This is a genomic window from Pleomorphomonas oryzae DSM 16300, assembly GCF_000422965.1.
Lineage (GTDB): Bacteria > Pseudomonadota > Alphaproteobacteria > Rhizobiales > Pleomorphomonadaceae > Pleomorphomonas > Pleomorphomonas oryzae.
The window spans coordinates 81,442-93,934 of the sequence record NZ_AUHB01000009.1 but is presented as its reverse complement, the minus strand read 5'-3'; the positions used below and the strand labels follow the sequence as shown (position 1 = coordinate 93,934).

The 12,493-nt window shown below is 62.3% G+C and carries 10 protein-coding genes; 6 read left to right on the top strand and 4 right to left on the bottom strand.

The features are described from left to right. Positions 1-2,550, top strand: a complete 2,550-nt coding sequence (gene ligD / locus G522_RS0115510) for a DNA ligase D (RefSeq protein ID WP_026791833.1) — start codon at positions 1-3, stop codon at positions 2,548-2,550. 16 nt (positions 2,551-2,566) lie between these two features. Here ligD and ku read toward each other — a convergent pair whose 3' ends face one another. From ku to G522_RS0115490, 4 genes are all read right to left on the bottom strand, one after another. Beyond that, positions 2,567-3,382 carry a non-homologous end joining protein Ku gene (ku, locus tag G522_RS0115505; RefSeq protein WP_026791832.1) on the bottom strand — a complete coding sequence of 272 codons (816 nt, stop codon included), beginning with the start codon at positions 3,380-3,382 and terminating at the stop codon, positions 2,567-2,569. A gap of 84 nt (positions 3,383-3,466) precedes the next feature. Continuing rightward, positions 3,467-5,050: a copper resistance CopC/CopD family protein gene (locus G522_RS0115500; RefSeq protein ID WP_051228683.1), complete on the bottom strand. Its 1,584-nt coding sequence runs from the start codon at positions 5,048-5,050 to the stop codon at positions 3,467-3,469. A gap of 49 nt (positions 5,051-5,099) precedes the next feature. Further along, positions 5,100-5,630 (bottom strand): YcnI family copper-binding membrane protein, encoded by a 531-nt coding sequence (locus G522_RS0115495; protein WP_026791830.1) that lies wholly within the window; start codon positions 5,628-5,630, stop codon positions 5,100-5,102. A gap of 41 nt (positions 5,631-5,671) precedes the next feature. After that, entirely contained in the window at positions 5,672-6,028 is a 357-nt protein-coding gene (locus G522_RS0115490; protein ID WP_156886947.1) for a hypothetical protein, read from the bottom strand. A 246-nt stretch (positions 6,029-6,274) separates the two neighbouring features. On the opposite strand from G522_RS0115490, the gene G522_RS27105 reads away from it, so the two are divergent. The 5 genes from G522_RS27105 (at position 6,275) to G522_RS0115465 (ending at position 12,452) form a co-directional block, all read left to right on the top strand. Then, positions 6,275-7,228: a putative bifunctional lysylphosphatidylglycerol flippase/synthetase gene (locus G522_RS27105; protein WP_036839584.1), complete on the top strand. Its 954-nt coding sequence runs from the start codon at positions 6,275-6,277 to the stop codon at positions 7,226-7,228. Positions 7,229-7,336: 108 nt separating this feature from the next. Then, complete coding sequence (locus tag G522_RS27100; protein WP_051228682.1) at positions 7,337-7,579, top strand: hypothetical protein; 243 nt, start codon at positions 7,337-7,339, stop codon at positions 7,577-7,579. A 139-nt stretch (positions 7,580-7,718) separates the two neighbouring features. Continuing rightward, positions 7,719-8,309: an acetate uptake transporter gene (locus tag G522_RS0115475; RefSeq protein ID WP_026791828.1), complete on the top strand. Its 591-nt coding sequence runs from the start codon at positions 7,719-7,721 to the stop codon at positions 8,307-8,309. Positions 8,310-8,475: 166 nt separating this feature from the next. Continuing rightward, positions 8,476-10,977 (top strand): FAD-dependent oxidoreductase, encoded by a 2,502-nt coding sequence (locus G522_RS0115470; protein ID WP_026791827.1) that lies wholly within the window; start codon positions 8,476-8,478, stop codon positions 10,975-10,977. Positions 10,978-11,153: 176 nt separating this feature from the next. After that, entirely contained in the window at positions 11,154-12,452 is a 1,299-nt protein-coding gene (locus G522_RS0115465) for an NAD(P)/FAD-dependent oxidoreductase (protein WP_026791826.1), read from the top strand. Positions 12,453-12,493 lie beyond the last annotated feature (41 nt).

Genomic DNA, 12,493 nt, shown 5'->3' with positions numbered 1-12,493 from the left:
ATGGCTCTCGAAACCTACCGTCAGAAACGCAATTTCAAGTCGACGCCGGAACCCGAAGGCGGGGTTGCTTCAGCCGAAGGGAAGGCCTTCGTTATCCAGAAGCACGATGCCACGCGCTTGCACTACGATTTCCGCCTGGAAATGGACGGTGTCCTCAAAAGCTGGGCCGTCACCAAGGGCCCCAGCCTCGTTCCCGGCGAGAAGCGCCTCGCCGTCCACGTCGAGGATCATCCCCTCGAATATGGCAACTTCGAAGGCACGATTCCCAAGGGGGAATATGGTGGCGGCACGGTTGTTCTTTGGGACCGGGGCACATGGTCGCCCATCGGCGATGCCCACAAGGGCTATGCAAAAGGGCACATGGAATTCGAGCTCACCGGCGAGAAGCTGACCGGGCGCTGGCATCTCGTGCGCATGCACGGCAAGCCGGGCGAGAAGCGGGAAAACTGGCTGCTGATCAAGGGCGAGGATGAGTTCGCTCGTGAAGAGACCGACGCCGACATTCTCGAAGAGCGCCCGGAATCGGTGAAAACCGGGCGAGATCTGGAAGAGGTGGCGGAGAATGCTGCCGCGAAGCCAACCAAGATCCGCAAACCGAGAAAGTCCACTGCGAAGGCCAAATCGGTTCCGGCCGACCCGGAACTCGACGTTGATACCGACATTCCGGATCCGGCCGAGATCAAAGGGGCCAAGAAGGCGCCCATGCCGGACTTTGTCGAGCCCATGCTGGCGACGCTGGTATCGTCCGCGCCGACGGGCGAGAAATGGCTGCACGAGATCAAGTTCGATGGCTATCGCCTTCTCGCCCATATCGAGGCTGGACGGGTCAAGCTCCTGACCCGCAGCGGGCTGGACTGGACCAAGAGGTTCGGGAAGACCGTTCTTTCGGCTCTTCAGGAGCTGCCGATGGGCTCGGCCATCATCGACGGCGAACTGGTGGTGGAGACGGCTTCCGGAGCGACGGATTTCTCAGCCCTTCAGGCTGACCTGAGCGCCGATCGAACCGATCGCTTCGTCTTCTACGTCTTCGATTTGCTCTACCTCGATGGCTTTGATCTGCAACGCCTGCCGCTGATCAAACGTAAGAATCTTCTTGAAAAGCTCATCCCCCAGGACAACGGCATCATCCGCTTCAGTGGGCATCTGGAAGAGAGCGGTGCGATGGTGCTTCAGCACGCCTGTCGCCTCAGTCTGGAAGGCATTGTTTCGAAGCTGCGCGACGCGCCCTACCGTCCGGGGCGAGGGAAGTCGTGGGTCAAGTCGAAATGCTCGGCACGGCAGGAGTTCGTCATCGGCGGCTATGTTCCGTCGACGGTATCGCGCCAGGCCATCGGCTCACTTGCTCTCGGCGTCTATGAGGATGGCAAGCTTCACCACGTGGGGCGGGTTGGTACCGGCTTCGGCGCTCAGGTCGCCGAGCTTCTCCAAACCAAACTCGAGCGCCTGCGGACGGACGAGAAGCCGTTCGAAAACGCCTTGACGGCCGACGAACGCCGAGGCGTCAGGTATGTTCGGCCAGAACTGGTCGCCGAGGTCGAATTCCGGGCCTGGACCGCCGACGGCCATCTCCGCCACGCGTCTTTCAGAGGGCTGCGCGAGGACAAGCCAGCGCAGGAAATCATGCGTGAGATTCCGAAAGCCACCAATGCCAAGGCGCCGCAGACGCCGCGCCGAACCGTCAAGCTCACCCATCCCGACCGGCTCTACTGGCCGGAAGAGGGCATCACCAAAGAGCGGCTGGCGGACTTCTATGCCGACGTATGGCGCCTGATGGGACCCTATGTCGTCGGCCGCCCCCTGGCCCTTCTTCGTTGTCCCAACGGCATCAAGGGCGAGCGGTTTTTCCAAAAACATGCCTGGAAGGGGCTGAACCCGAATATCGTCACCGTCGCCGATCCGAAGGACCCCGGCGAGGAACCATGGGTCAGCATCAACGATCTCGACGGCATGATGGGACTCATTCAGGCCGCCACGCTGGAAATCCATCCCTGGGGTTCGACGATCGCCGACTGGGAACGGCCCGACACCATCATCATGGATCTCGACCCGGGCGAGGATGTGCCATGGCAGTCCGTGCTCGACGCTGCGCAGGAGGTTCGGCAGCGCTTTATGGATGCCGGTCTTAACCCGTTCGTGAAAACGTCGGGCGGCAAGGGTCTGCACGTCGTTGCGCCGCTGAAGCCATCGGCCGAATGGCCGGAGATCAAGGCCTTCACCAAGTCGCTGGCCGAAGCCATGGCGTCCGACAGCCCGGACCGTTTCGTTGCGACGATCACCAAGTCGAAGCGGCACGGCAAGATTCTCATCGACTACCTCCGCAATCAGCGGGGCCAGACGGCGGTGGCGCCTTATTCAACCCGCGCGCGGCCGGGTGCAGCCGTCTCGACCCCGATCACATGGGAGGAACTGGAGCCCGGCATCGGCCCAGCCTATTTCACGATTTCCAACCTACCGGCGCGGCTGGCGGCCATGACATCCGATCCGTGGGAAGGCTTCCGGGCGGCGGCGGTGCCTCTGGAGGCCGGGAAGAAGCGAAGAAAAGCGAGCTGAGAGAGGGGCGGCATCCTTATCTCGACTTGCCCTTCTTCTCCGAGGCGACGCTTTTGCGCAGCGCATCCATGATGTTGATGACGTTGCTCGGCTTCTCCTCCGCCTCCGGTTTTGCCTTGGCTTTGGCGGGACGTTTCCGTTTTTTCTTCTTGGCCGAGATGATGTCGAGGAGCTTTTCCTGCACCGGGTCCGAAACCATGTCGGGAGCCCAGGGCACAGTTTTCTTGTCGATCAGCTCCTTCACCAGCTTCATGGAATCCGGCTCGACCTTGCCGCCGTCGATCTTGTCGAAATAGTCCTTCTCTGGTCTCACCTCGTCGCCGTAGCGCAGCGTCCAGACGACGATGCCTTTGCCGCGCGGCTCGAGAAGAACGGCTCTTTCCCGCCGATAAAGCACCAGGCGCGAAATCCCCACTGTCTTGGTTGATGCCATCGCCTCGCGGATGACCGCGAAGGCTTCCTCGCCGACAGGGTCGCTCGGCAGGAGATAGTGCGGCTGGTCGTAATAGACCCAGGAGACGGAATCGGCGGGAACGAACATATCGATGTCGATCGTGTGCGTGCTTTCCAGCGCGACGGCCTCGATCTCCTCATCCTCCAGGACGACGTGTTTGCCGCCTTCGTCGATGGGGTAGCCCTTGACCTCGTCGTCTTCATCGACCGGCTTGCCGGTTTCGGCATCGACATAGCGGCTGATGATCCGGTTGCCCGTCTTGGCATTGAGGACGTGAAAGCGAACCCGATCGGATTCACTAGTGGCCGGTCGCATGGTCACCGGGCAGGTGACGAGCGACAGCTTCAGGTAGCCTCTCCAGAACGTATGGGTTGCCATCGACGACCCTCCGACTGCCAATGGAAACTGCCGGAGGACGGCCCGGTTCCCCCGCATGAAGGCGGCGCAACCGATTGCATCAAGTCAGGGAACCGTCAGCGTCCCTTCGAGAGGCAGGCTTTCAAAATCGCTGATCAGTACGTTGAGCCGAACGATCCAGGCCCCGCCGACTGGGAATGTCAGCCCGTCGACGCGCCAGTGCCCGTCCTCGATGCGTGTGGCTTGCCGCTGCAAAGGCTCGACGCCGGCGGCGGGATTGGCAAGGCTCACCCGAACCTCCTGCGCGACCAGCGGTCGGCCGTTGGCGGTGCTCAATCGGATGTCGAGGCCGCCGTGATCCGTAAGCTGGATCATCGCCATGCCCTTGGCCGTGTGGATATGCAGCATCTGGCGATGACGGAGCGCGGCTTCTGCCGCAGCAATGCTGCGCGGCGGCGGGGTAAAGCGCCAGCCCGCGACGACGGCGATAACGGCCAGCAACAGACAGACATCCACGGTGAGTACCCGCCGCAACTGTCGAAATGGAGCCTCGCCGCCGGTGGTCGCTCGAGGCACGAGGATGCGGCGGTTCAAGGCGCCGATGGCCAGCATGCACAGCACGAACACCAGTTTGCCCGCCAGAAGGCGGCCGTAATCCGTTCCGATCAGGCTGGCGGCGGTCACGTCTTGCAAATAGGCAAGCGTTAGGCCGGTCAGCGCCAGCACGGCAACGGTCGGCAACAAGAGACCGGATAGCCGAAGCGCGGTTCGGCCGGCATTTTCCTGACGCGTTGCCACAAGGATCAGCAGGGGAAGCAGCGAGCCACCCCAAACCATCACCGCAGCGCCATGCAGGCCGAGGGTAGGGCGCGCCAGCCAAACGGGCGCCGCCGTGCTGGCGTGGCCGCTGAGCGTCAGAGCGAACGCCACGATGACAAGCGCCGCTGAGGCGACAGTTGCGGCAATCGGGCGCACGGACAGGCGAAGGGCAACGGCGGCGAGGAGGAGAGCCAAAGCACCGAGCCACAGCGTTTCCCCATAGCGGGATTGCAAGCCGGCAACCCACGGGGTCGTACCGCCAAGCTCGGCAAGGCCTTTGCCGAGCTCGTCGAGCCCTTGCAGACCGAATGACGACGCCGTCGCGATGGCGCCGAGACCAAGAAGGACAGCAACCGTACGATCCGCCACGGCCGGGCGCTTCCCGGCGGCAATGATCGTCAGGAACAAGGCCCCACCGACGCCGCCGATCCAGCCAATGTAGATACCGACCCGCGCCAGCCAGATGAGGAATTCCATTGCATCGGACATTCCGCTCTCGGTGGCAGCGCGACGGCTGGCATGCCCCACGGAGAAGGTCGACGTGCCGCCGATCGGGTGGCCGTCGGCCGAGGCGACGCGCCAGCTGAGCGCATAGGTGCCTTCGCCACGTGCCACCGGCAGCTTCACAATGAGATCGCTATCCTCAGCCGTCGGCGTAAGGTCGATGCTTTCGCCGGCGGGATCGAACAGCCTGATCGCCAGGGGAGTGACCGGCTCGTTGAAGGAAAGCCGCACGGCGCCGGGTGCCGTGGCGACGATGCTGCTCTCGGCAGGCTCGCTGCCGATAAGGGTGGCATGGGCGAAGCATGGGCCAGCCAGCATCGCACAGCCGGCGACGACGAGAGCGAGCCTTGCGAGGAAACGCAGCATCGGAGCGTCCTTGAAAAAGGCGGCGCGATTTTCACGCGCCGCCCGTCAATCACTTGGCAGGTGCGATGATCTTGACGCCTGGCGCCGGTGACTCGTAGTCATCGGAGGTCTTGCCGTCGGCCGGGATCTCGATCCAGCGTTCGACCTTGCCGCCATCGCATTCCTGCACCACAGGGAAATAGACCGTGGTGCCGGCCGCGAAGGCGCTGGTCAGCGTGCCGCGGAAGATGAACTCCTCATAATAGTCATCGGGCAGATTACCGCTCCACGAGAGCTCCTTCACGCCATCGGTCACCTTGGCGCCGTGAAGATCGTAGCTCTGCTCATACTTGCCTTTGGTGAGGTCGAGGCTCCAGCCCGCCTTGGGCATGGGCTTGACCGCGATGAACCCTTCGGGGATCTGCACCCGCACTCTCAGCGTGGCGGCGCCGGCGCAGCCGTGGGGCACACGCAGCACGGCCTTGTAGGTGGAGCCGACTGTCGCCTGCGAGGCTTCCAGAGTGACGTGGGCGAGGGCAGTAACAGGGGCAACAATGAGCAGCGCGGCGGCTCCGAGAGCAGCCAGTTTGGTCTTGGTCATGGGAATTGGGTCCTTGGAGTCGAATGATGGGTGTGATCCGATCATACGGTTCCAGGTGGTGCCCGGGCTCCGAGAGGCCCTGATCGCGGGCAGCTGATGCCATGGCCGAGATCGGCGGTAACGACAAAGACAGCAACCGGCGCCTCGACGCGCTGCGGTAGGCTGGCGACTCTGTCGAGTGGCCCGACCGCCGTGCCGAGCTTGCCGCAGAGCATGCACCAGTCGCAGCCGGCTTGGCCGGACGGCGCACCATGCTTGCCGCCATGGTGAGGAGATGCGGGCTCCGAATGACAGATGACGGTGCCTGGCGTGGAAGCGGCGGCCGGTTGCGGCATCGGTAGAATGAGCTGCAGCGCCAGGGCCAGCGTGGCCACCAGCGTTACCATGCTCCTCGCCATGCCTCTCCACCGGCCCACAACGCACTCCCGACTCAGTTGCAAACAGTTCGCAGTTTGCTTCGGGCCGGTCCAGTCTTCTTTGTGCTATCGCAAACTCAAGTTTTCTGATGGGGGCTCAGGCACCTTTTCCCGTCGAATGTCTTCTTGAGGATTGATCCGGTCCCATCGCCGCTCGTAAACTGGGTGCTTCGCCGAGGTCTTCGGACCTTTTCATCGAGACGAGGTGCGTCAAAGCGGCCGGAGCGAATGAAGCTGAAGCGTTATTTCTGGCCGACGGTGGCGACGGCGACGATTGTGCTTTCCGTCTGGCTTCTTCTTCGGGAGCTCCACGGGCTTTCCCTGGAAAAGGTCGGCGCCAGCCTCGCGGCCATTCCGGCCCTTCATTGGGTTCTTGCCGGCATCTCCACGCTGGTCGCCTATACGGCACTGGCCGGTTACGACCGGGTGGCGCTGCTCCATCTCGGCAAGCGAATCGACTGGCTGTTCATCACCATCTCCTCATTCACCACCTATGCGCTGTCGCATAACATCGGGGCTTCGGTGGTGTCCGGTGGGGTAGTGCGCTATCGCGCCTATTCGACCAAGGGGCTGTCGACGGCGGAGATTGGCCTCCTCATCGCCTTCTGCTCGTTCACCTTCATTTTGGGTACGGTGACGCTGATCGGCTTCGTCCTGGTGCTCGACCCGGACGTCCTCCTTCGCTTTGGCGACCTCTTGCCGATCTCGGCATCGCGGGCAACCGGCGTTTTCTTGCTGTTCCTGGTGGCGCTCTATCTGTTCGGGAGCGTCATGCGGCTGCGGCCGCTTCATCTCGGTCGCTTCGCCATCGTCTATCCGTCATTGCACGTGACGCTGTCACAGATCGCCGTCGGCGCCAGCGAGTTGCTGGGGGCGGCCGGCATCATCTATTTCGCCCTGCCGGAAGCCGGCAATCCCGGCTACTTCATCGTGCTGGGCATTTTTCTGATGTCGTTTTCTGCCGCGCTGATCTCGCATGTGCCCGGCGGCCTCGGCGTATTGGAGCTGATGTTCGTCATGGGCCTGCCGGATATGGGCGATGCTGACGTCATTGCCGCCCTCCTGGTGTTTCGCCTGTTTTACCTCATCATTCCCTTCGTGATGGCGCTGGTGGTGGTGCTGCTGTTTGAGCGGTCGCACTTCCGCTCGGAAAGCGAGTCTGCGAAATATGATGCCGGCTGAGGGGAACATGAAGCTGGGTTTCATGTTTCTCGTCTTCTCGTCCGAAATGCGCTATTGATGCCGTGCCGCCATTGGCAAACCTGAGCGCCGGATGAAGGAGGCGAGACGATGAGCATCTACAGCCTGCCGCTTCTGGTTCGCTTCCTCATTCGCCATGCGGCGATCGGCTTCGGCATCGCCTTGCTGTTTGTCGGGCTGTTACTGGCGTTCGACATCGGCGGCATTGCGACGCTGATTTTCGCGTCGTCTTCGGCAATTCTCGCGCTCTCGGTGCTGACCTTTTCGGTGGGGCTGACCTTTTCGAGCGTGCAGATGGGTTTCGCCGTGATGTTCCTGCGCGACGACAGCTGACGGCATCTGCCTGACCTATGCGTCTTTCCCAACTCGTTTTTCCGGGCATCTCCTCTAGGGATGGCGCCGCCGGTGCTTGCGGCGGGCGTTGAGGCGCCGGCGAGCGCCGGTCATTTGCCTCTCCTGACCGGATGTCCCCATGAGCTCCGCCCATTTGAACGACGCCACCGCCAATCCCGCCCCGATTGGGCTGATGGGCTTCGGCATGACCACCGTGCTTCTCAACTTCCACAATGCCGGCCTCTACCCGATGGATACGATGATCCTGGCCATGGGCATCTTCTATGGCGGCCTCGCCCAGATGATCGCCGGCATCATGGAATGGAAGAAGGGTAACACCTTCGCCGCCACCGCCTTCACCAGCTACGGCATGTTCTGGCTGTCGCTGGTCGGCCTCATCGTTCTCCAGAAGACGTCGCTCGGCATCGCCGGCCCGTCGCCGGACGCCGCCATGCCAGCCTTCCTCGGCATGTGGGGTGTTTTCACCGCCGTCCTGTTCATCGGCACGCTGCGCCTCAATCGTGCGCTGCAGGTGGTGTTCGGCTCGCTGACCGTGCTGTTTGCGCTGCTGGCCATCGGCGACGCCACCGGTAATGAGGCGATCACCCATCTGGCTGGCTGGGAAGGCTTGTTCTGCGGCGCTTCGGCTATCTACGCTGGTCTGGCACAGGTGCTGAACGAGGTTTATGGCCGCACTGTCTGGCCGATCGGACCAGTCAGCCACGCTTGATCTTGTCATGTCGGGTGCGGAGGAGGGATCTCCCGCACCCCCAAACCGCGCACCTTTCTACGCGGAACCGTCGGCTCGCTTCATCGCATACCTATTTCTCCGTCTTGTTCCAGCCCCATTATTTCAGTAATTGCGTATATACGAGTTACATGGAGTGGAGTCGGGCATGAAGATCCTCATCATTGGCGGCGTCGCTGGCGGCGCCACGGCAGCGGCCCGCCTGCGCCGCCTCGACGAGCGGGCGGAGATCGTCCTGGTTGAACGGGGCCCCTACATCAGCTTTGCCAACTGCGGGCTGCCCTATCATATCTCCGGTGCCATTGCCGAACGCGGCAAGCTGCTGGTGACCTCGGAGGCTGGGTTTGAGGCGCGCTATCATGTCGACGTCCGCTCGCGCACCGAGGCGCTATCCATCGACCGCGCGGCCAAGACGGTGACACTGCGCAATCTCGACAGCGGCGAGGAAACTGCCGAGAGCTACGATCGCCTTCTGCTGTCGCCGGGCGCCGAAGTTTTGAGGCCGCCAATCCCCGGAATCGGCTCTCCACGCATCTTCACGCTGCGCAACATCCCCGATCTCGATCGCATCATGTCTTCGCTTGCCGACAACAAGCCGCGTCGGGCGGTGGTCATTGGCGGTGGCTACATCGGCCTCGAAGTGGCAGAGAATTTCCATGAGCGCGGCCTGTTCACCACCGTTGTCGAAGGCGCACCGCATGTTCTTGCCCCCTTTGATGATGAAATGGCGGCCATTGTTCATGCCCACATGCGGGACAAGCAAATCGAGCTTTATCTCGACGACAAGGTTGAACATTTCGAGGATCGCCCCGATCACACCCTCGTCTTTCTCGCTTCGGGCAAGCGCATCCAGGCCGACATCGTCGTACTGGCCATTGGTGTGCGCCCCGAGGTGAAACTCGCCCGCGACGCGGGGCTCGAACTCGGCGCCGTCGGCGGCATCAAGGTCGACGAGCATCTTGTCACCTCCGACTCCGACATCTTCGCGGTTGGCGATGCCATCGAGGTGACGAACAAGGTGTCGGGCCGCATGGCGCTGATCCCGCTGGCCGGCCCGGCCAACCGACAGGCGCGCATCGTCGCCGACAACATGCTTGCTGCCGATGTCGCCGGTTACAAGAGCTATGGCGGCACGCTGGGGACCGCCATCCTCAAGGTGTTCGATCTGGCGGCCGCCTGTACCGGCCTCAATGAGGCGGCGGTGAAGGCGCTGGGCATTCCATACCGTGCCAGCATCACTCATTCCGGCTCGCATGCGTCCTACTATCCCGGTAGTCAGCAGATCAGCCTGAAGCTGGTCTACGGTCTCGATGGGACGATCCTTGGCGCGCAGGCGGTGGGCATCGACGGTGCCGACAAGCGCATCGACGTGATCGCTACGGCGATCCGCGCCGGCCTCAAGGTGACCGATCTCACCGAACTGGAGCTGGCCTATGCACCGCCCTTCGGCTCGGCCAAGGATCCGGTCAACATCGCCGGCTACGTCGCGGAGAACGTGCTGAACGGCAGCCATGAGATCATCGGCTGGCGCGACCTACGCGACCTGCTGCGGGATGCTCCCGCCTCCATTCAGCTCATCGACGTGCGCACGCCAGAGGAGTTCTCGATCCGCACGTTGCCTGGCGCCCGCAATATCGAACTCGATCATCTGCGCGAACGGATCGGTGAGCTCAATCCCGAGAAGCCCATGGTGATCTTCTGCCAAGTCGGTCTTCGTGGCTATCTCGCCTATCGCATCCTGAAACAAGCAGGCTTCACGGATGTTCGCAACCTGACGGGCGGCTTCAAAACCTACGCCTGGGCAACCGAGAAGCAGACGAGCACCGATCTGTTCGACTACGAGGATATTCGCCGCCGCGACCCCTCTGAAATTGAAGCTCAGAGCGGCAATTGTCGGGTGGATCTGGTAGGCGGCGTTCAGACGCTTGATGCCACCGGCCTGCAATGCCCCGGTCCCATCCTCAAGACGTTCCGGGCCATCGAGGCGATGGAAACGGGCGATCTGTTGGATGTCCGGGCATCGGACCCTGCATTTGGCCGGGATATCCGCGCCTGGGCCGACAAGACAGGCCATCAGCTGCTTGTCGTCGGCACCGACAAGGGCGTGATCACCGCCCGAATTCGCAAGGCAGCCCCGATGCCGGTTGCGGCGGCCGAGAGAATGACAGCCGCAAATCGGGATGGCACGACGCTGGTCGTGTTCTCGGGCGACCTAGACAAGGTGATGGCCTCACTGATCATCGCCAATGGAGCCCTTGCCATGGGCTCGAAGGTGACGCTGTTCTTCACCTTCTGGGGGCTCAACGTGTTGCGGAAACCCGATGTGCCAAGCCCAAGAAAACCAATGATCGATGCTGCATTCGGCTTCATGCTTCCGAAGGGTGCCGCCCGGCTCAACCGTCTGTCCAACATGAACTTCGGCGGGCTCGGTGGTCGCCTGATGCGCAAGGTGATGGGTGACAAGCACGTTGATACGCCGGCCAGCCTGCTCGCCTCGCTGGTCGAGGGCGGTGCCACGCTCGTGGCCTGTCAGATGTCGATGGATGTCATGGGCATTCGGCGGGAAGAGCTGATCGACGGCGTTGAGATTGGTGGCGTTGCGACATTCCTGGGTGAAGCGCAACAGTCGTCGGCAACGCTGTTCATCTGACCAACGGCACCAGTGATGAGCTTGGGGCCGCCACGCAACACGTGGCGGCCCTTTTTGTTTTCGTTTCAGACCCTCTCAGTCCAAGACGAAAGTCGCATCGGTCGCCTGCGTAGAATACTGTATATTATTATATACTAAAATAAAGCAGTCCAGTTAGGGCTGGTGGGAGAGCAATCATGTCGCATGTCGTGGTGCTGGGGGCAGGGCTCGGTGGGACGATCATGGCCTACGAGCTTCGCAAGGTTCTCGGCCGGGACCATCAGGTCACCGTCGTCAACAAGGGAACGACCTATTCGTTCGTGCCCTCGAATCCATGGGTGGCGGTCGGCTGGCGTGATCCGGCCTCGGTTGAGGTCGATCTTGCGCCGGTCTTCACGAAGGCAGGGATCGCTCTGAGATCCGAGGGCGCGGAACGGCTGTTGCCCGAGGAGAACCGCATCGAGCTGATCGGCGGGGACAGCGTCTCCTACGACTACCTGGTTATCGCGACAGGGCCGGATCTGGCGTTTGACGAAGTGCCCGGTCTCGGTCCGGAGGGACACACGCAGTCGATCTGCCAGGTAAGCCACGCTGTCGAGGCGAAGGTGGCGGTCAATCGGCTGATTGCCAATCCCGGTCCGGTGATCATTGGCGCCGCGCAGGGGGCGTCCTGCTTCGGCCCAGCCTATGAATTTGCGTTCGTCCTGGACAAGGCGCTACGCGACGCCCGGGTGCGTGATCGCGTGCCGATGACCTTCGTCACACCCGAGCCCTATATCGGCCATCTCGGCCTCGATGGCGTCGGCGACACCAAGGGTCTTCTCGAAGGGCAGCTTCGCGGCCATCACATCAAGTGGATTACCAACGCACGTATCGAGACGGTCGACGCCGGCATGATGCATGTCGAGGAACTGACCGAGGATGGTGCGCCGAAGGCCAAGCACGATCTGCCTTTTGCCTTCTCGATGATCCTACCGGCCTTCCGGGGCGTCGGTGCGGTGAGAGGCGCAACCGGTCTCGTCAATCCACGCGGCTTCGTCACCATCGACAAGCACCAGCAGAACCAGAAGTTCCCGAATATCTTTGCCATTGGAGTCTGTGTTGCCATTCCCCCGGTGACCAAGACGGCGGTGCCGGTCGGCGTGCCCAAGACCGGCTTCATGATTGAATCCATGGTGACGGCAACCGCCCACAATATCGAGCGGATGACCAAGGGTAAGGCGCCCAACGCCGAGGCGTCGTGGAATGCCATCTGCCTGGCCGACTTCGGTGACAATGGCGTGGCCTTCGTCGCCCAGCCGCAAATCCCACCGCGCAACGTCAATTGGTCGTCGTCCGGCTACTGGGTTCACGTTGCCAAGGTCGGCTTCGAAAAATACTTCCTGAGGAAGATCCGATCCGGCCAGTCCGAGCCGTTCTACGAGAAGCTCGCCTTGCAAGTCATGGGCGTCGACAAGCTACGCTCGATCCGGTTCGACGACGACGCAGCGGCCTGACAGCCATCCCGACAATAAAAAGCGGCGCGGTCCATGGGGCC